Origin of the sequence: Caballeronia choica, from assembly GCF_001544535.1 — a bacterium.
GTDB classification, from domain to species: domain Bacteria; phylum Pseudomonadota; class Gammaproteobacteria; order Burkholderiales; family Burkholderiaceae; genus Caballeronia; species Caballeronia choica.
Genome location: NZ_FCON02000027.1, coordinates 17,593 through 36,814, shown reverse-complemented (window position 1 = coordinate 36,814; position 19,222 = coordinate 17,593). Strand labels below are relative to the sequence as shown.

Sequence of the window (19,222 nt, the reverse complement as noted above, 5' to 3'; positions counted from 1 at the left end):
TTACTCCGCGAACGCACTCGATACCAGCTCTGCCTGTCTCACCGCGTGCGCCGAGTGGTAACCCGGCGCGGTCGATGCGGATGGCGCCGGTCCCGCATACGACAACCTCGCGCTCGAAGGCAGGAGCTCGCGCAACTGCGGCTCAATGAAGCTCCAGGCGCCCTGGTTGCGCGACTCCTCTTGACACCAGACCACCGTCTTCAAGTTTGGATAGCGCGCGAGTTCAGCGGCCAGTTGCCCGGCCGGAAACGGGTACAACTGTTCGACGCGGATAATCGGCGTGTCGGCAATGCCATGCTTGCGGCGATGTTCGAGCAGCTCGAAATAGATCTTGCCCGAGGTCACGATGACACGCTCGACGCTCGAAGCCCGCGATGGCTCGACCTGCGAATCCAGCAGGATTTCACGAAACGAACCCTGCGCCAATTCGTCGAACGTACTGACCGCCGCCGGGTGCCGAAGCAGCGACTTGGGCGTCATCACGACAAGCGGTCGCCGATCGAAGGCGAGCGCCTGCATTCTCAGCAAATGAAACAGCTGCGCGGGTGTTGTCGGTTGCGCGACCCGCATGTTGTCCCGGGCACTTAGCTGCAGGTAGCGTTCGAGCCTCGCCGATGCGTGCTCCGGACCTTGCCCCTCCTGCCCATGAGGCAGGAACAGCGTCAGTCCGCTGCGTTGTCCCCACTTTGCGGCGCCCGCTGCGATGAACTGATCGATCACGACCTGCGCGCCATTCGCGAAGTCACCGAACTGGGCTTCCCATATCACGAGTGCGTTGCGGTTCACCGTCGAGTATCCATACTCGAAGGCCAGCACAGCCGCCTCGGAGAGAATGGAATTCGTCACGGCGAACCGGCCTTGCTTTTCGCCGACATGATCGAGTGGAATGAGAACGCCGTCCGAGCGACTCGTCCGTCTTTGGTTGTGCAGCACGGCATGACGGTGATTGAACGTCCCTCTTGCGCTGTCCTGCCCGCTCAATCGCACATCGGTCCCCGCGCCAAGCAACGAGGCAAAGGCCAGGTGCTCCCCCATTCCCCAATCGATTGGCTTCTTTCCCGCCGCCATTTCGCGGCGCGCGGTCATCATCTTGCCGACCAGTGGATGAAGTTCATAACCGTCTGGAACGCTTGCTATCCGTTGCGCCAGACCCCGCAATTGCTCTGGCGTCGGCGGGCTGTAGCGGACCGCGACCGCGTGGTCTTCGGATGATTCGGCCAACCCGGGCGACGCCTCGGCAGCGTCGCTGCTGTGCGCTTCTTCAAGACTTTCGCGCCGCGCGGTCACGTAGCTTTCGACCTGATCCGAAGTCGTCACGCCTTGCCGAATCAACGCTCGGGCATAGAGGGTCCGCACGCCCGGATGCGCCGCGATCGCGCGATACATTAAAGGCTGCGTGATGCTCGGCGTGTCCTGTTCCTGATGCCCATACTTGCGGAAGCAGACAAGATCGATGACCACGCTGCGCTGGAATTCCGTACGATAGTCGAGTGCGAGGCGCACGGCCATGGCTACCGCTTCCGGGTCGTCGCCGTTGACGTGCAGAACCGGCGCCTCGATCATCTTGGCGATGTCCGTGGAGTAGAACGACGAGCGCGTGTCGCGCGGGTCCGACGTCGTGAAGCCGATCTGATTGTTGACGACGACGTGGACGGTTCCGCCTGTACCGTGGCCGCGCGTATATGAAAGGCTCAATGTCTCCATCACGATGCCTTGTCCGGAGATTGCCGCGTCGCCATGAATTTCGACGGGCAGCACGCTACGCGCGTCTCCTGCGCCGATAGCCTCCGCCTTGGCGCGCGCCATGCCCTGCACGACTGGATTCACAATTTCCAGATGCGAGGGATTGAATGCAAGGTCGACATCGACGGGGCCATCGCTCGTCTCTATGACGCTGCTAAAGCCCTTGTGATATTTGACATCGCCGTCCGGAAGGTTTTCAGCATCCTTGCCGTCGAATTCATCGAAGAGCGCATGCAAAGGCTTGCCCACGACGTTGACCAGCACGTTCAAGCGTCCGCGATGCGCCATGCCCATCACGACCGAGCGGACCTTCTTCGATGCCCCGTGGCGGACGAGTTCGTCGAGCAGCACGATCAATGATTCGGCGCCTTCCAGCGAGAACCGCTTTTGCCCGACATAGCGCGTATGAAGGTACTTCTCCAGTCCTTCCGCCGCCGTCAGGCGTTCGAGAATCCGCCTTTTCTCCGCGGCTGAAAACGAAGGTCTTGCTCGCGTGGACTCGAGCCGCATCTGCCACCAGCCACGCTCGCTCGCATTGGTCAGGTGCATGAACTCGGCGCCCAGCGTGCCGGTATAGGTCTGTTCGAGCGCCGAGACGAGCTCCTGCAGCGTCGCGTCCTCGTCGAAGAGAAAGGTGTCGGCGGTGCTGAATCTCGTGGACAAGTCCGCGGCCGTCAACCCGTAGTACGCGGGCGTGAGTTCAGCCATGGCCCGCGGCGGAGTCCAAAGCAGCGGGTCCAGATTGGCCTTGCGCGTGCCGACCATCCGGAACGCGCTGATAAGCGCCTGTACCGCCACCTGCTTTCTGGCGAGGCCAAGACCGCCATCGAGCGGAATCACCGCGCTGCGCGGCCGTTTGGCGAGTTCGACGAAGCTGGAAACGACAGGGGCATGCGCCTCGTCTTCGCGATCGCTTCCGTCGCTGGCGGGAGTCTCGCTCAACGCATCGAAATAGGCGCGCCACTCATCCGTGACCGACACCGGGTCGGCCAGGTATAGCTCGTACTGCTCTTCGACATAGGGGGCGTTTCCCCCGAATAAGAATGAGGTCTGACGTTCCTGGATCAACATGATGAATATGTCCTTGCCTGGTGCCCGGTCCCGAGTTGAACCGTGACATGGGGTGGGGCGGCTGTACGTATGCCTGTGTTACGTTCCCAACCGTTCTTGAGATCAAGTCTAGTAACTCGACGTGGCAGCGAGATGCCCATATGGCGCGATCTCAGGCCAATCGATGTTCGATTTGGGCCACGTCATGAAAAGGGATTGCCGTCCGTCCGCAAGAGCCCGGATACGTCGATCATCGATCACGGGTCACGCTGGCTCTTGTTACACCAACGCAAAAGTCATTTACCGGGCATGAGGTCTTTGCTAAATGCTTTTTGGGCTAGACTGCGTCAACACTCGTTGCTGCGGTTGATTGCGCTTATCGAATGACTTCGACGAAGCGCCGGCCCATCGGGCCAACGGGAGAGTGTTCATACTTGATGAAGGTCACCGGATGAAAGTCGCCATTGTTATGTTCGATGGTGTGCAGGCACTAGATGTTGCAGGCCCACTGGACGTATTCGCGGAAGCGAACGCGAATCTCCCCGAGCATCAGAGATATGAAGTCTCGCTCGTTGGACGCAAGGCCGGCACCGTCACCTGCTCAAACGGGATGCAGCTTTCAGTGCCGTTTGGCTACGCCGATTCCGACATCCAGTTTGACCTGCTGCTGGTGGCAGGAGGGCCGCAACTGCCCGATTCCCAGCCATCGAGCGAGTTCCTCGCATGGTTGCAGAAGCAGGCGCATGGCGCGGCTCGCTTTGGCTCCGTTTGCAATGGAACGTTTCTACTCGGACATGCCGGATTGATTGACGGCAAGGAAGTGACGACTCATTGGGCGGACGCAGGCCGCCTGGCCGACGAATTCCCTCAGGCGTGTGTGCAGCCCGACAGGATCTTCATTCGCGACGGCCACCTCTTCACCTCCGCCGGCGTAACGGCGGGTATCGATCTGTGCCTGTCGCTGGTGGCGGAAGATTGGGGACACGAGTTGGCGGTGCGCATCGCGAAGCGCCTGGTCGTCTATATCCAGCGGGAAGGCGGGCAGTCTCAATACAGCCCCTACATCGGGGCTGGCAAGGACGAGGACCCCATCATTAGCAAGGTGCACCGGTATGTGACCGAGCATATCGCCGATGCCTTGTCGATCGAGCAACTGGCGAGCGCCGTTTCAGTGAGCAGGCGGACCTTCTCGCGGCTATTTTCGAAGTACGCGAAGGTGACACCGTCCGCGTTCGTCGAACAGGTTCGTGTCGACACGGCGAGGAAACTGCTCGAAGATACGGATTCGCCTTTAAAGACCGTCGCATTCAAATGTGGCTTTAACAGTGCCACGCAAATGCGAACGACCTTCTCTCGACGGCTGAACGTAACGCCCAAACAATATCGCCAGCGATTTCGCGGCGCGGTGGGAACACAGACCCGGGCGTATGGCGATGCCAGCGGCCACGTTGCGTCAGTCGGTCTGGCACAGATGCGATAGGCTTCGAGCGGCTCCGGGGTTGGGTGGCTCGGCGGGATCGACGGGCAGTTCAAACGCAGTTTGCGACAAGGTCTACTTCATTTGTGCCTGACGCTCATTCATTTCAATCTCTTCCGGATATCATCGAGCCGGGACTGTCGGTGATTTTCTGCGGGATCAATCCGGGTATTCGTGCAGCATCGACTGGCCGCCACTTTGCGGGCAGAGGCAATCGGTTCTGGCGCGTCGTTCATCTGGCGGGCTTTACTCCGGAAGAGCTTCGTCCCGATGACGACAGGACGTTCCTTCACTACGAGTGTGGTCTCACTACAGCCGTCATGCGTCCAACGGCACGCGCAGACGAGCTATCGCGAGAGGAGATCAAGGCGGCCGCATCTGCATTCGAGCGGAAGATCGAACGCTACGAGCCGCGGTTCATTGCCTTCCTTGGAAAAATGGCGATCTCCGGAATGTCCGGCAAGCGCGATATCCAGTGGGGCCTGCAACCAGAGACATTCGGCGGTGCTCGTGCATGGGTATTGCCAAACCCTAGCGGCCTCAACCGGGCGTACAGCCTCGACGCGCTGGTCATTGCCTACCGGGAACTGCGCGTTGCGATTGCGTCCCCGAGTTCGGACCGGAAACATGATGAACTCGTCCGCGCGCCGTGACTCACGCGTACATCGCTTCACCCAGAGCGACCGCGCTGTCCACGAATTGAAGGTGTGCGCTTCTTCGCAACGACTCGGTCACGAATTCCAGAAACGCCCTGACCTTGCCGCTCGCGCCCCGGCGCTCTACATGAAGCAAGTTCACCGGGACTGACTCAGGCTCGAATGCCGACAAGACGGGCCGAAGGCTTCCGTTCAGTACTTCGGGGGCCGCCTGGTAGGACAACAATTGCGTTATCCCCACGCAGTCGATGGCCGCGGAAACCGCAGCGGGAGCCAGGTCGACGATCATCCGGGGCTGCAGTCGCACTGGCAGCCTCGCACCGTTCTCACTGAACACCCACTCGAGCGGGTGCGTGACGCCCGTGAAGGACACGCAGTGGTGGTTGACAAGGTCCCTGGGATGAACAGGTTCGCCCCGCGCCGCGAGATAGGCAGGGGCCGCATACGTTCGACGCCGTACGAAACCCAACGGAACGGCGAATGTCGTGGAGTCTCCCAGATGCCCTATACGAATCGCGATATCCACGCCTTCCTCGATGAGTCGCGTCGTGCGGTCAATGTACACAGCATTGACGCTGACGTCCGGATAACGCAGCGCAAAGGCATTCACGAGCGGTGCGACGAATCGCTGACCAAAGAGCACCGGGGCCGAGATGGTGAGTGTGCCCACCGGCTTGATGTGAAAGGCCGCGGTGTTCGCTTCTGCATCCGTGATGGCGTCCAGCACCTTGCGGCAGGCATCGAGGTACGCCGCACCCGCATCCGTTGGCCGGACTGAACGAGTCGTCCGCGCAAGCAGTTGCGCGCCTATCCGTGCTTCGAGCGAGTTGAGCGCACGTGAGACCGCGGAAGTCGACAATCCGAGCTTATCCGATGCGCCAGTAAAACTACCGCGATCGACGATGGCTACGAAAACCTCCATCTCGCGCAATTTGTCCATCTCGAGTCCCTAGCTTTGGTCCATCTGCAAACAAGGAATGTCAGGACGCGCTTTCGATGAAAGGCTTCACTGAGACGTGTCGCGGAACCGCCGCAACTGAACCCGGCTGTCGCGATTGTAGGCACCCTGTCTCGCGATGAGACGATCCCCGGCTTCGATTGGCCCAAAGGAGAAACAAAATGGCCAGTGCCGGTCGAGTCGAGACCGAGATGTGACGAATGCCCTTTTGTGATTTCCATTGCTCGCCAATGTCGTATTCCTCGCTAAACAGGAAAGGGACTTTTTCCGATTGTGAGCACTGTCGACGCCCTTCCATTTCCGTTGGCAAGAATCACGCACTCATTGGCTCAATCCCCGACCTGCTGAGCCTTTAAGAAAGCCAGCTCCTCTCGGATAATGCATCGACCCACTTAACGAGCCAAAGAGTCTGTCATGTTTTCTGCAATGCTTGAAGTCAATCCGATCCCCGAACAATTCGATGTCTATCTCGGCATGGCGAAGATGCTGCGCCCCGAACTCGACAAGATCGATGGGTTCATCGACAACACCCGCTATGCAAGCCTGACGCGCGAGGGATGGCTCCTCTCGCTATCGAGTTGGCGCGATGAGAAATCGCTGGTGCGCTGGCGGACCACGACGAAGCATCACCAGGTACAACAGGCAGCACGCGATCGCGTATTCGCCGATTATTGCCTGCGGATTGGCCAGGTCGTGACGGACACGCACGTACCGGCGGGACAGGTCTTGCTCGAGCAGCGTCTGGACGTCACCGAGACGGGCGCCGGAACGGCCGTGATCCTGCTCGAAGCGAAGCGCGCCCCGGACCGGGTCAAGCAGGCTCGCGCAAAGGAAGTCGCCAAATCACTTGGACTCGATACGAGAGCGTCTGGTCTTGTCGCTTGGGACGTCTTTGACGCACTGCTCACGCCTGGAGACGTGATCGTCGTGGCGACATGGCGCGTCCAGGCAGCCGCTGAAGCGTTCGAACGCGACGTGAAGCTGCCCGAGGACGTGCGGCTGCGGCACATCCGCGTCGTTCGGGAGTATGGAATGTTCGATCGACGAGAGGCACCCCAATACTTTGCGGACGTTCAGCCGGCGGGGTGATGGCGTCGCATTCCGATATCGGCGTTGAGACTTCGCCACCTGGTTTGTGGGTGACGCATTTACCGTACCTCATCTGATCACCATGAACAGATGTGTTTGAAACTTATTCTGGATGGCGAAGGATGATCTACATGCTCGATTGCGCGGGACTATACTCCAACCACTCCCGCATAGGACACTCACCCGGTTCCAACGGAAAGCACGGTTTCCGTGTGGCGGCGTTATTGCGCGTCGGACAGTCACGTTGGCAAGAATCGCAAATGAAATGGCCAGATACATCGCCTGTTGCCGCTTCAGAAGATGTGACCCACTCCTACAATTCGTTATGTCGTTAAGTGATGACGACGCGCATCACGACGCAATGCTCCAGCGGACCCCTTATGACCACCGCCAACCCTTTGACAACTGAACCGGAAGTGCCCACGGTCGCTCAATTGCCGGCGCCCGTGGCCGAGCCTCCCGTACCGCCCACTCCCGCACAACCCGCGCTTTCGCTTCGTCTCTCTGTTGGCCTCGTTGGAATGCTGCTCGCGTCCTTACTTGCGATACTCAACGAACAGGTCACCGCGCTTGCGATGAATGACATTCAAGGCGCCCTCTCGATCGGACATGACGACGGGACCTGGCTGACCGTGCTGTTCGAGGCGGCGAACGTCGCTACGATGGTGTTTGCTCCGTGGTTCGGGATCACCTTCACGTTGAAGCGATTCACGATCGCCGCCGTGATCGCCACGATGTTCTTTGGGGTCCTTTGCCCCTTCGCGCCGAACCTGCTTACGCTTTATGTGTTGCGGGTTTTGCAGGGGATCGCCGGCGGATGCCTTCCGCCGATGCTGATCATCGTGGCGCTGCGCTACCTTCCCCCGGAAGTGAAGCTGTACGGGCTCGCCGGGTACGCACTCACCGCGACTTTCGGACCAGCGCTCGGCACACCGCTCGCCGCCTTGTGGACGGAGTACGTCAGTTGGCGAATGGCGTTCTGGCAGATCGTGCCGCTTGGGGTGGCGTGTTGTGTGGCGATTCAGCAGGGACTTCCGCCGGACCCCCTCAAACTCGAACGATTCCGTCTTTTCAACTGGACGGGATTCCTGACGGGATATCCGGCAGTCGCGATGCTTGTGATCGGCCTCCTGCAAGGTGATCGTCTTGACTGGCTGAATTCCGGTTTCATTCGCCTGATGTTTATTGGCGGTTCGTTGCTGATGGTGGCGTTCCTCGTCAACGAATGGTTTCAGCCAGTGCCGTTTTTCAAGCTTCAACTGCTTTCCCGCAGGAATTTCTCGCACGGTCTCATCACCCTCACGGGCGCGGTGATTCTGCTGGTCGGCGTCGCTGCCATACCGGGCCAGTATCTCGCAAGGATTCATGCGTACAGGGCGCTGCAAACGACGCCCCTGTCCTTGCTGGTTGCGATCCCGCTATTGATTACCCTTCCCCTGACGGCCGCCGTCCTGAACCTTCGGCGGATCGACTGCCGGTGGGTCATGGCGATCGGGCTTTCTCTCATGGTCACGACATGTGTGATGGGAAGCTTCATGACCTCCGACTGGGTTCGCGAAAACTTCTACTGGCTTCAATCGTTGCAGATCGTGGCACAACCGATGGTGATCATGTCGATCCTGATGGGCGTGACGACAGGCTTGCCGCCAACCGAAGGCCCGTTCGCTTCGGCGATGTTCAACTCGCTTAAGACATTTTCCGCGGCTGTGGCAACGGGTCTCATCGAAGGGTTGGGCACGGATCGCGAGCGCTTTCATTCGAACATGCTCGTTGACCAGCTAGGCAACCATGCGGTCATCACAAGCCAGAGCATCGACGCGTCCCATGGCCTCGGCGAACTTGCACACCGGATCCACGCGCAGGCAGTCGTGCTCGCCTCGGCGGATCTCTATCTCGTGATGGCCGGTATCGCCGCCGCCCTTCTTTTCCTTGTTCCCGTGTTGCCCGTGCGCATCTACCCGCCATGGTGCACTACGCCGCCCGCCTCCCATTAAGGGACGATATCCATGTTATCCATCAACCGTTTTCCCCGCAAAATTGTCCGTATTGTCGCGTTGGTCGTCGTGCTGGGCGTCGTGGCATGGGTCTGCACGAAGCTCCTTTCCGACTCGAACACCGAATCGACCAACGATGCTTACGTGCAGGCCGATTTCACTCTCGTAGCGCCCCGTATCGCCGGTCAGATTTCCAATGTATTGGTCGACGACAACCAGTCGGTAAAGGCCGGGCAACTCCTGGTGCGCATCGACGACCGCGACTTCCGGGCAGCCCTGATGAGCGCGGAGGCGGACGTGGTGGCAGCCAAGGCGTCCGTCGCGAACTACGACGCCGAGATCGCGCGGCAACCCTCGCTCATCGAGCAGGCGCGCGCGACGCTTCGATCCGACGACGCTTCGATCGGGTTTGCGCGAGCCAACGCCGCGCGCTACCAGAACCTTTCGGAAGCCGGCGCGGGAACGGCTCAGGAACAGCAGCATGCATCGAGCACGCTCGCCGAGCAACTCGCGCAGCAGGCCCACGACAAGGCCGCGTTGAGCACGGCCGAGCAGAACGTCGATGTACTGCGCACCCAGCGCGACAAGGCGGCAGGCGCGCTGGCGCGCGCCGAGGCGGCGCTGGAGCAGGCCAGGCTCAACCTGTCCTACACGGAGATCCTCGCGCCGGTCGACGGCAAGGTCGGCCGGCGTTCGGCGCGGGTCGGTGCATTCGTCACACCCGGCGCACCGGTTCTCGCTATCGTCCCGCTCTCGGACGCCTATGTCGTTGCCAACTTCCAGGAAAATCAGCTCGCCCACATGCGGCCCGGTCAACCCGTGCGTATCAAGGTCGACAGCTTTCCGGGCGTGGTGATCCAGGGGCGCGTCGATAGTCTCGCCCCCGCCACGGGCGTGAGCTTCGCGCCGATCGCGCCCGACAACGCGACCGGCAACTTCACCAAGATCGTCCAGCGCGTACCCGTCAAGATCACGATCGACCGGGGACAAGAGGCCGCGTCTGCATTGAGCGTGGGGCTTTCTGTCGAAGCGGAAGTGGCCGTCAGGCGGAGTGGCGAGGCACGGGCCGAAGGAGTTGACCGAAAATGAACACGAGCGAATTCTCGATCCGCGCGTTGGCGCTCGCGATACTGGCGAGCCTCGTGATGACGGGCTGCACGGTCGGCCCGAATTTCGAACGTCCGTCGACGTCCACTCCCGAAGTGTTTGACCGGACCCAGTCCGCGCAGGCACCGAGCAGGCCCGCCGAATCCGCGTTCGGTCCGGAATGGTGGACGCTGTTCAACGATCCCGTATTGAACTCGCTGGAACAACAGCTTGCCGATGCGAATCTCGACGTGGCGGCGGCGTCGGCGCGCCTGCGACAAAGCCGGGCCGAGCAGCGGATTGCGGGTGCCGAAGAGTATCCGACGCTGGACGGCGCCGCCTCCTATAACCGCGAGCGCGGAAGTCCGAATGGCATCCTCTCGTTGCTTGGGGTCACGCCGACGGGAACCCAGTCGCAGTCGGCGTCGGGCGATACGCCGCTTGGCGTGGCGCCATTGCCGGGCGCCAAAGGCTCGCCCGCTTACAACCTCTATCAGTTCGGCTTCGATGCATCGTGGGAACTCGACATCTGGGGTCGCGCGCGGCGCGGTGTCGAGGCCGCGACGGCTCTTTCCGATGCCTCATACGAGGACCGGAACGCGGTTCTGTTGTCGGCGCGCGCTGAACTTGCGCGAGACTATGTTCAGTTGCGTGATACACAGGCCCTGCTTCAGATAGCAAGGCAGAATCTGGAAATAGCCCGTGACGCGACGAAGCTCACGCAAACCCGGGTGCGTGAAGGCGTCACCACGAATCTCGACGTGGCCAACGCTTCCGCACAGGCGGAGTTGATCGAGAGCCTGATCCCCACGCTCGAATCGCGCTGCGAGACCACGATCAATGCGATTGGCGTGTTACTGGCCAAGGAACCTGGCGCGCTGAAGCAAACGCTCGCCGAGCCGCTCGATGTTCCAGCACTTCCTGGGCAGGTGCCTATCGGATTTCCGTCGGAGCTGGTGCAGCGCCGGCCCGACATCAGAAAGGCAGAGGCTCAACTGCACGCGGCCACGGCGGCAATCGGGATGGCGAAGGCCGATTTCTATCCCCGCATATCGCTGAACGGCAGCGCAGGGTTCCAGAGCCTTCAGCTCACGAGTCTCGCCGACTGGGCGTCGGGCCAGTTCGTCGTCGGGCCGTCGATCACGCTTCCGATATTCGAGGGCGGACGGCTCAAGGGAACGCTCCACTTGCGCGAGGCGCAACAGCAAGAGGCGGCGATCGTCTATAAACGTACCGTGCTTCAGGCATGGCGTGAAGTCGACGATGCGCTCGTCGTCTATGACGCTGAACAGCGGCGGCGCGACCGGCTGAAAACGGTCGTCAGCCTGAACCAGCAAGCGCTGTCGATTGCGCGGCAGCGGTACAAGGCAGGCGCGGTCGATTTTCTCGACGTTCTCAACGTGCAGAAGCAGTTGCTTGACGCACAGAGCAATCTTGAGCGAAGCAAGGCCGATGCCGCCACCAACCTGATCACGTTGTGCAAGGTGCTCGGTGGCGGGTGGGAGTCGACTTACGCCGCGCAGGATGTTCCTCATTGACGTGAGGTCCGTCGCCGCTGCCCGAGCCTGGATGCGGCAGCGACGGAAAGGAAGTCAAGCCGCGCCGATCACCAGGTGCCGGTAAAGGCCTGCTGTACCCGTGCCGGATCGGTGACACCGTTCGCAATCAGCAATTGCGTGAGCAACCGGGCCTTTTGCGGATTCAAGTCGAGCGAGACCACGAAGCCGCTCTTGTCGTCATCGACCTCGACGTTCCTGTTCACGAATCCGGACATCACACGTGTCGAGCGGACCACGATGATCCCCTTCTTGGCCGCCCGCTCGAGCGCGGCAAGCGCTTCCTTCGACGCGTCGCCGTCGCCCTCGCCCGCCAGCACGATGCCCTTGGCGCCATCGGCGATCGCGTGGTCGATCTGCAGCCCATCCATGTTGCTATGCGCGTACACGATCTCGACGCGCGGCAGTTGACCGTTCGCCGGCAAGCCCAGCACGTTGCGCGCCGCTTGCGGTGGCGCCGTGACGAACCGCACGCTCGCCGGATCCACGTAGCCGATCACGCCCGCATTCGGCGAAGCAAACGCCTGCACCGCCGTCGTGTTGGTCTTCGTGATCCAGCGCGGCCCGTGAATCTGATCGTTCATCACGACCATCACGCCCCGGCCTCGTGACTTCGGACTCGCCGCCACTTCCACGGCTTCGTAGAGATTGCCGGGACCATCGGCGCTCGTGGATCCGCCGGGACGCATGGAGCCGACCAGCACCACCGGCTTGTCCGAGCGCAACACGTTTTGCAGGAAGAACGCGGTTTCCTCGACCGTATCGGTGCCGTGCGTGATCACGACACCGTCCGCCTCGTTTCGATCGAACACTTCCTGGATCCGACGCGCCAACTGGAACCAGATCTTGTCGCTCATGTCCTGCGAGCCGACATTCGATATCTGCTCGGCGTTGATCGTCGCAAGCTTCTCGATGCCGGGCACGCCCCGGACCAGTTCCTGGCCCTTCACGTTCCCCGAGTTGTAGCCAATCGCGGAGCGCGGATCAGCCGTCCCGGAGATCGTCCCGCCGGTTGCCAGCACGAGAATTCGCGGCGCACCTGCTGCCGGCGTCGTCGCCGCGGCGGTTGCGGTCGCGTCCGACGCCGCATCGGCGGCCCACGCGTTCGCGCCACAGAGAGCGCTCGCGCCCACGACAAGCCCTGCCACAAGCATTGCGCCTGATGAGCGCAGTTGCGTTGCGCCTTGCACGATCATCTTGATGCTCATTTTGGTTTTCCTCGGTTGATTGGACAGCGCAAAGGGGCGTTGCGGATCGCAAGGCGCCCCGGACGGTGCTTCCTTACGCGGCGGGCGAGATCTTCCTCGGCTGCGTCAGCATGGCGGGCTGCAGGATTTCGTCGAGTTGCGACTGGCTCAGGAGCCCCTTCTCGACCACGATCTCCGCGACGCTTCGGCCCGTCGCGAGCGCTTCCTTCGCGACTTCCGTCGAGTTCGTATAGCCGATGTAGGGATTGAGCGCGGTCACGATGCCGATCGAATTCTCGACGATGGAGCGCAGCCGGTCCCGATTGGCCGTGATGCCGTCGACGCACTTCGAGGCGAGCGTGAGGCAACCCGCGCGCAAGTGGGCGACACTCTTGAAGAGACTATGGGCGATGATCGGCTCGAACGCGTTCAGTTGAAGCTGGCCCGCCTCCGCCGCGAACGTGACCGTCAAATCGTTGCCGATGACCTCGAACGCGATCTGGTTGACGACCTCCGGAATAACCGGATTCACCTTGCCCGGCATGATGCTGGAGCCGGCCTGCACCGGCGGCAGGTTGATTTCGCCGAGACCGGCGCGAGGGCCGCTCGAAAGCAGCCGAAGGTCGTTGCAGGTCTTCGAGAGCTTGACCGCGACGCGCTTCAGCACCCCGGAAAGCTGCACGAACGAGCCGACGTCCTGCGTCGCCTCGACGAGGTTGGGCGAGGTCGTGAGCGGAATGCCGGTCACGTCGCTCAAGTGCCGGCACGCGAGCGGCGCATACTCCGGATGCGTGTTGATGCCGGTGCCGATGGCCGTCGCGCCGAGGTTGATCTCGCAGATCAGCTTCGCGGCTTCCTTGAGCCGCTCTTCGTCTTCGCCGAGCATGACGGCGAACGTGCTGAACTCCTGCCCGAGCGTCATCGGCACCGCATCCTGAAGCTGCGTGCGGCCCATCTTCAGGTCGTCCCGGAACTCTTCGGCCTTGCGCGCGAACGACGCGCGCAGCACGCCCATCGCCTCGACCAGTTGCATGATGCCCGCATACGTGGCGATCTTCAGGGCGGTCGGGTAGACATCGTTCGTGCTCTGTCCGAGGTTCACGTCCTCGTTCGGATGCAGGACACCGTACTCGCCCCGCTGATGGCCGAGATGTTCGAGCGCGAGATTCGCGATGACCTCGTTCGCATTCATGTTGGTCGAGGTGCCGGCGCCGCCCTGGATGACATCCACGACGAAGTGGTCGTGCGCCGTGCCCGAGCGGACCTGTTTGCATGCCTGGACGATGGCCTGCATCTTGAGTTCGCTGAGCAACCCCAGGTCGTAGTTCGCGAGCGCAGCGGCTTCCTTGACGCTCGCCAGTGCGTTGACGAGGTTCGGATAGACCGAGATGGGAATGCCCGTGATGGGGAAGTTTTCGAGCGCGCGCAGCGTGTGGACGCCATAGTAGGCTGCGGCGGGCACGGCGAGGTCGCCGAGAAGGTCGTGTTCGATACGTTCGGTGGGCGTAAGCATGGATTCCTCTTTCTCTCTGAGTGCTGGATGCGGCTGACGAATGGCGTCGCCGAGTAGGTCGTGCGCGGGTCGTTCAGCGGCGTTGGTCGGGGTGGATCAGTCGATCCGGGTTGATTCGAGCGGCGCGGATGCGCTCGCCGCGGTTGCGTACGTGACACATTGTCTTGCAAGCACATCGGTCGGGTCGACCAGCCTCACGCGCGCGCCGTTTGTGCCGGTGAAATCGGTCTGCGGAAGCAACAGCGGCAGTTCCGTGCATCCGAGGATGATGACCTCCACGCCCTCGGCGATCAGCCCGTCGATCGCGGCGGCGATATCCTTCTGGCACTGTCCGGTCGTGAAGCCGGCCTTCACGCCCTCCTTGCCGTAGATCGCTTCCATCACGCGTGCCTGCAACGCGGGTCCCGGAACGACCTGCCGCAAGCCCTGCGATTCGAGCGCTTTTTCGTAGACGCCGCTCGCGACCGTACCCGTAGTGGCGAGTACGCCCACCGCGCGAAGCGCAGGAAAGGTCTCGCGCAGATAGCGGACCGTGACCGTCAGCATGTTGACGATCGGAACGCCGAGATACGGTTGAATGCGCTCGACGAATGCATGGGCGGTATTGCACGGGATGGCGATGATGTCCGCGCCACCCGCTTCGAGCTTCTTGCAGGTCGCATAGAGCGAGATGGTCGGGTCCGGCCCGTTGCCGATCAGGTTCTCCGTGCGGTCCGGGATCTGCGGGTTCTGCTCGACCATCAGCTTGATATGGTCCTGGTCGCGCCTCGCGGGCGTGGCGCGCACGATCTTGTGAATGAAATCGACGGTCGCCGCCGGCCCTACTCCGCCGACCACGCCCACCTTGAAGATCGTTTCAGGCGAACCGTACTGGCCCGAGACGACGTATTGCGCATAAACGAGGTTCGAATCCACCAGCGGGACCCTGAGAGGACCGATTTCCTCGGCGACGAGCGCGATCTCGGTCAGGCCCGCCACGATGACATTTGCGCCTTGCGCGACGAGGTCTTCGCAGGCCTCGCGCAACAGCTCGACCGGGCGGCCACGCAGGTTGCCGCTCTTCACACCGTCCGGCCCATAGATGGCTTCGGTCACGAGGTCGACGCCCTCGGGCAGGCGCGGATGGATCACTTCGAATTCGGGCGCCGCGAAATACTTTTCGAAGAGCCCCTTGCGCCGCGTGTAGTCGGATGCCAGAACGCCGATCCGGCGAACAGCCGGAAACTTCCTTCTCACATGGCTGCGGACCGCCTCGACCATGTCGACGATCTGCAAGGGCGAGTTGGCCTTCAGTTCGTCGATGAAGGTGTGGCTGAGAAAGCACGGCAGTACGACCGTCGTCACGCCGCGCTTTTCGAAGCTGTTCACCATATCGAAGATGTACAGCTTTCTTTGCGTCAACGTCTCGCTGTCTGCATCGGAAGCGCGGAAGGGATGCTGCTCGAAGATGGCATCGAAGTGCTCGGCGTCGCTTGTGGCGGGCGTCGACTTGATCAGCTTGAAGAACACGTCCGCGCTTGCGAGGGGCCCGAGCCCGCCCACCACGCCGAACTTCCGCACGCTCGTCACTTTGCCCTCGCTCACTCTGCCGTCGCTCACCTTGCCCTCGCTCCCTCTGCCCTCGCTCACTTTGGCTCGCCTTCGAGCTGGCCGAACGTGGCCGCCTCCGCGACATGCCCTTGCCGGGCTGCGCGCCGCACTTCCCACTTCGCAATGACCGCCGTGGCGATGCTATTGCCGATCACGTTCGTCGCCGTCCGCCCCATGTCGAGGATCTGGTCGATGGCGAGCACCAGCACGACGCCCGAGGGCGGCAGATGGAACATCGGCGCCACGGCCGCCACCACCACCACCGACCCTCTCGCGACGCCGGCCATGCCCTTGCTGCTCACCATGAGGACGAGCAGCATCAACACCTGGGTGCCGAGCGGCATGTCGATGCCGAACGCCTGGGCGATGAAGATCGCCGCGAACGCCTGATACATCATCGAGCCGTCGAGGTTGAATGCGTACCCGAGCGGCAAGGTAAAGCCGACCACTTTCTTGTCGACGCCGAACTCTTCGAGCTTCTCGGTGAGGCGCGGATAGGCGGCCTCGCTGCTCGCGGTCGAGAAGGCCAGCATCGCGGGTTCGCGGATCGCCTTGAGCAGCGTCCAGATCGACTTGCCGAGAAAGGCATAACCGACGAGGATGAGCGCGCTCCACAACAGCACGAGCCCGATATAGAAGCTGCCGATGAGCTTGCCGTAGGTCGTCAGCACGTCGAGTCCATGCACCGTGATCGCGGAGGCGAGCGCACCGAACACACCAATGGGCGCGAGCCGCATCACGTAGTCGGTCAGCTTGAGCATGGCGGGCACGAGACCCTCCACGCCGGCAATCAGCGGCGTCACGCGCGGGTCGGACTTGATGACGCTCAGGACGATGCCGAACAGCACGGAGAAGACCAGGATCTGCAGGATGTCGTTGCGGGCCATCGCATCGATGATGCTGATGGGAAACGCATGCGTCACGAAGTCCTTGAAGTTGAGGCCCGCCGTGTTGAGGCCGGTGGCCACGTCGGAGCTCGTCTGGGTCATGTGCAAGCCCACGCCGGGCTGCAGGGCGTTCGCGAGCATGAGGCCGAGTGCGAGCGAGAAGAGCGATGCGCATACGAACCAGCCAACCGATCTCAGGCCGATCCTGCGCACATCGCTCGTGCCTTCCATGCCGGCGAGTCCGGACACCAGCGTCGCAAAGACGAGTGGCGCGATGATCATCTTCACGAGCCGCAGGAAGATGTCGGTGACGACCGAAAAGTAGCCCGCGATGGTCTTGGCTTGCGCGGCATCCGCGGCCATTCGATGGCAGATGTAGCCGACCACCACGCCGAGCACCATGCCGGCAAGGATTTGGAAAGTAAGCCGATTTTTCATTGTCTCCGTCCAGGATTGTCACGCTGGGGTCGGGCACAACCGCCAGCGTTCGGTGATGGCAAAAACACCGTGGATTCGATGCGTGTTTTTGTGTGTGGACGAATATTAGGGAAGGCAAAAAAAAGGTGAATGCTAGTCCTGCATAGGGTCATGCGACTTTCGCATAACCCGGGACAACCCTATCCGGCGGCCTCGGAAGCGGCCCGCAGATGGCGCCAGAGCGACTCCAGGAATTCGCTGTGATTCGATGCATCACGGTACACCCGGAGCTGGACTTCGAGTTGCCATTCCGCCGTTCCGGCCGGCACCAGCTCGCCCGCTTCGAGCTCGGCACGGATGGAACTGCGCGGCAGCCATGCCACGCCCTCGCCTTCAAGGACGAGTTTCTTGACCACTTCCGCCATGTCCGATTCGTAATGAAGCCGCAAGGCGGGCGTCGTATCCGCATGGGCGAGCAGCACGGCGAGGCAGCGGCCAAAGTAGCTGGTCTCCGTGTAGGAGATGAGCGGTAAAGGACGGTCGTTCGTGCCGGGCAGCCGGAATGCGGGCGCGCTCCGCTGGTTGGGCTTGCAGACCGGCATGAAGGTATCGACGCCCACGGTCAGGTACTCGTAGCGCGTCGGGTCCAAATGCAGGGGCAGTTCGGGATGGTGGTACGCGAACATCAGCTCGCAGTTGCCGTTGACGAGCATGAGGATCGAATCGTGGACATTGCCCGGGATGACGCGGGCGCGCACCTCGTCGAAATGCGTGGAGAGTGCGCGCAGCCAGCCGGGCAGGAAGTTGAGCGCGATGGTGTGGCCGGCGGCGATCTGCACCCCTTTGCCGCCGATGCGCTGGTCGGTGCGGATGATGGCGCGCGTATCGAAGAGCTTTTCGAGGATATCCTCGGCCGCTTCGCGAAAGAGCTGTCCCGCTGGCGTCAACGTGGGAGGAAAGCTGCTTCGGTTGATGAGATCGGCGCCGACCCACTGCTCCAGCGACTGAATCCGCCGGCTGAACCCGGACTGCGTCACGTTGCGAAATTCCGCCGCCCGCGAAAAGCTTTGATATTGCGCGAGCGCAATGAAGTCTTCGATCCACTTGATTTCCATGAGCCGTCGGTATCCCTATCCGTATCGGTTCCGGCGACCACGCGGATCGCCCGCCAGGAGAGTCCTTGGATTCTACGCTGGCGGGATGTTCACGGATGCCAAGCTAGCCGCTTCACACGGTAGTAACCACGCCGCCCTAGAACCGATACCCAACCCCGACAAACGTGATCCACGGATTAGCCGTGATGTGCGTCTTGTTGGTCAGCACCGCCTGGCCGTTGGCGGCAACGGCCGAAACCGTCGCATTCGTCTTGAGGGGCAGGTAGGTCAAGGATGCGGTTGCATACCAGCTCTTGCTGATGTTGTAGGAAAGCCCCGCATTGAACGCCGGATTCCATGACGGGCTCAGTGAAGCCTTGGCCTGGCCGCCCGGACCCGCGACCTGGGTCAACGCCGCGGCAAAAGCCGGATTGAGTTGAGTATGCGAATACCACGTGTAGTTGACGCCGATGCCGACAAAGGGACGCAGCGTCGACTGCGCCGCGCCAAAGAAGTACTTGACAAAGAGAATGGGCGGCCAGGACCGGGTGGTCGCGAGGGGTTGCAGACTGCCGAAGTCGAGCGTCGGCCCTCCGGGGCCGAACGGTGCAGCCGTCCCTTGCGCGTAGAGCTTGAGCTTGGGCGGCACACCCGTAGCCAGGTCCAGTGCGATATTGTCCGTGACGAAATAGGTGAACGCGAGTTCAGCGCTGAACGTGTTGTGTATCTGACCGCCGGTTCCCGGTGACGTGAATGTGCCTGCCGCCGAAGTACTCTGCAGTGCCGTTGCGGACGAAGGACCGAAGTCCAGCCATGTTGCACCCAGAGTCGTTACCAAACTCCCCGCGCTTTGCGCCATCGCGCCGCCACAAATCACGCCCGGTATGAGCGCGAGATATGCGATTTTCTTCATTGTCGTCTCCGC

Annotated in this window: 14 protein-coding genes; 6 read left to right on the top strand and 8 right to left on the bottom strand. The window is 61.8% G+C overall.

The features are described 5' to 3' along the window. Positions 1-2,814, bottom strand: coding sequence for a 2-oxoglutarate dehydrogenase E1 component (locus tag AWB68_RS14615; protein ID WP_087645072.1), 2,814 nt, complete (start codon positions 2,812-2,814; stop codon positions 1-3). A 430-nt stretch (positions 2,815-3,244) separates the two neighbouring features. Between AWB68_RS14615 and AWB68_RS14610 the strand changes: the two genes are divergently transcribed. Next, on the top strand, positions 3,245-4,273 hold the full coding sequence (locus AWB68_RS14610) for a GlxA family transcriptional regulator (RefSeq protein WP_087645071.1): 1,029 nt from the start codon (positions 3,245-3,247) through the stop codon (positions 4,271-4,273). Positions 4,274-4,356: 83 nt separating this feature from the next. Beyond that, positions 4,357-4,923, top strand: coding sequence for a G/U mismatch-specific DNA glycosylase (gene mug, locus AWB68_RS14605; RefSeq protein ID WP_087645070.1), 567 nt, complete (start codon positions 4,357-4,359; stop codon positions 4,921-4,923). A 1-nt stretch (position 4,924) separates the two neighbouring features. Here the strand turns inward: mug and AWB68_RS14600 are convergent, their stop codons facing one another. Then, on the bottom strand, positions 4,925-5,866 hold the full coding sequence (locus AWB68_RS14600) for a LysR family transcriptional regulator (RefSeq protein WP_087645069.1): 942 nt from the start codon (positions 5,864-5,866) through the stop codon (positions 4,925-4,927). 432 nt (positions 5,867-6,298) lie between these two features. On the opposite strand from AWB68_RS14600, the gene AWB68_RS14595 reads away from it, so the two are divergent. The 4 genes from AWB68_RS14595 to AWB68_RS14580 all read left to right on the top strand — a co-directional run bounded on the left by AWB68_RS14595 (position 6,299) and on the right by AWB68_RS14580 (position 11,591). Continuing rightward, a complete protein-coding gene (locus tag AWB68_RS14595) occupies positions 6,299-6,973 on the top strand; it encodes an antibiotic biosynthesis monooxygenase family protein (protein WP_087645068.1) in 675 nt (224 codons plus the stop codon). A 380-nt stretch (positions 6,974-7,353) separates the two neighbouring features. Continuing rightward, positions 7,354-8,967 carry an MFS transporter gene (locus tag AWB68_RS14590; RefSeq protein ID WP_087645067.1) on the top strand — a complete coding sequence of 538 codons (1,614 nt, stop codon included), beginning with the start codon at positions 7,354-7,356 and terminating at the stop codon, positions 8,965-8,967. Between the two features lie 12 nt (positions 8,968-8,979). Next, positions 8,980-10,056: an HlyD family secretion protein gene (locus AWB68_RS14585; RefSeq protein ID WP_087645066.1), complete on the top strand. Its 1,077-nt coding sequence runs from the start codon at positions 8,980-8,982 to the stop codon at positions 10,054-10,056. Next, positions 10,053-11,591 (top strand): efflux transporter outer membrane subunit, encoded by a 1,539-nt coding sequence (locus AWB68_RS14580; protein ID WP_087645065.1) that lies wholly within the window; start codon positions 10,053-10,055, stop codon positions 11,589-11,591. Before AWB68_RS14585 ends, AWB68_RS14580 begins: the two co-directional genes overlap by 4 nt. Before the next feature lie 68 nt (positions 11,592-11,659). Here the strand turns inward: AWB68_RS14580 and AWB68_RS14575 are convergent, their stop codons facing one another. From AWB68_RS14575 to AWB68_RS14550, 6 genes are all read right to left on the bottom strand, one after another. After that, complete coding sequence (locus AWB68_RS14575) at positions 11,660-12,817, bottom strand: asparaginase (RefSeq protein ID WP_087645064.1); 1,158 nt, start codon at positions 12,815-12,817, stop codon at positions 11,660-11,662. Positions 12,818-12,890: 73 nt separating this feature from the next. Then, positions 12,891-14,309 carry an aspartate ammonia-lyase gene (gene aspA / locus AWB68_RS14570; protein WP_087645063.1) on the bottom strand — a complete coding sequence of 473 codons (1,419 nt, stop codon included), beginning with the start codon at positions 14,307-14,309 and terminating at the stop codon, positions 12,891-12,893. A gap of 96 nt (positions 14,310-14,405) precedes the next feature. After that, entirely contained in the window at positions 14,406-15,893 is a 1,488-nt protein-coding gene (gene cuyB, locus AWB68_RS14565) for a cysteate racemase (RefSeq protein WP_087645110.1), read from the bottom strand. Between the two features lie 41 nt (positions 15,894-15,934). After that, complete coding sequence (locus tag AWB68_RS14560; protein ID WP_087645062.1) at positions 15,935-17,224, bottom strand: dicarboxylate/amino acid:cation symporter; 1,290 nt, start codon at positions 17,222-17,224, stop codon at positions 15,935-15,937. Between the two features lie 179 nt (positions 17,225-17,403). Next, entirely contained in the window at positions 17,404-18,318 is a 915-nt protein-coding gene (locus AWB68_RS14555) for a LysR substrate-binding domain-containing protein (protein WP_087645061.1), read from the bottom strand. A gap of 136 nt (positions 18,319-18,454) precedes the next feature. Further along, a complete protein-coding gene (locus AWB68_RS14550; RefSeq protein WP_087645109.1) occupies positions 18,455-19,210 on the bottom strand; it encodes an OmpW/AlkL family protein in 756 nt (251 codons plus the stop codon). Positions 19,211-19,222 lie beyond the last annotated feature (12 nt).

Coding starts and splice junctions, on each gene's coding strand:
- AWB68_RS14600 (WP_087645069.1), bottom strand. CDS start 5,866: ATGGACAAATTGCGCGAGATGGAGGTTTTCGTAGCCATCGTCGATCGC.
- AWB68_RS14550 (WP_087645109.1), bottom strand. CDS start 19,210: ATGAAGAAAATCGCATATCTCGCGCTCATACCGGGCGTGATTTGTGGC.
- AWB68_RS14595 (WP_087645068.1), top strand. CDS start 6,299: ATGTTTTCTGCAATGCTTGAAGTCAATCCGATCCCCGAACAATTCGAT.
- AWB68_RS14555 (WP_087645061.1), bottom strand. CDS start 18,318: ATGGAAATCAAGTGGATCGAAGACTTCATTGCGCTCGCGCAATATCAA.
- AWB68_RS14585 (WP_087645066.1), top strand. CDS start 8,980: ATGTTATCCATCAACCGTTTTCCCCGCAAAATTGTCCGTATTGTCGCG.
- AWB68_RS14560 (WP_087645062.1), bottom strand. CDS start 17,224: ATGAAAAATCGGCTTACTTTCCAAATCCTTGCCGGCATGGTGCTCGGC.
- AWB68_RS14615 (WP_087645072.1), bottom strand. CDS start 2,814: ATGTTGATCCAGGAACGTCAGACCTCATTCTTATTCGGGGGAAACGCC.
- AWB68_RS14590 (WP_087645067.1), top strand. CDS start 7,354: ATGACCACCGCCAACCCTTTGACAACTGAACCGGAAGTGCCCACGGTC.
- AWB68_RS14575 (WP_087645064.1), bottom strand. CDS start 12,817: ATGAGCATCAAGATGATCGTGCAAGGCGCAACGCAACTGCGCTCATCA.
- AWB68_RS14610 (WP_087645071.1), top strand. CDS start 3,245: ATGAAAGTCGCCATTGTTATGTTCGATGGTGTGCAGGCACTAGATGTT.
- AWB68_RS14580 (WP_087645065.1), top strand. CDS start 10,053: ATGAACACGAGCGAATTCTCGATCCGCGCGTTGGCGCTCGCGATACTG.
- aspA (WP_087645063.1), bottom strand. CDS start 14,309: ATGCTTACGCCCACCGAACGTATCGAACACGACCTTCTCGGCGACCTC.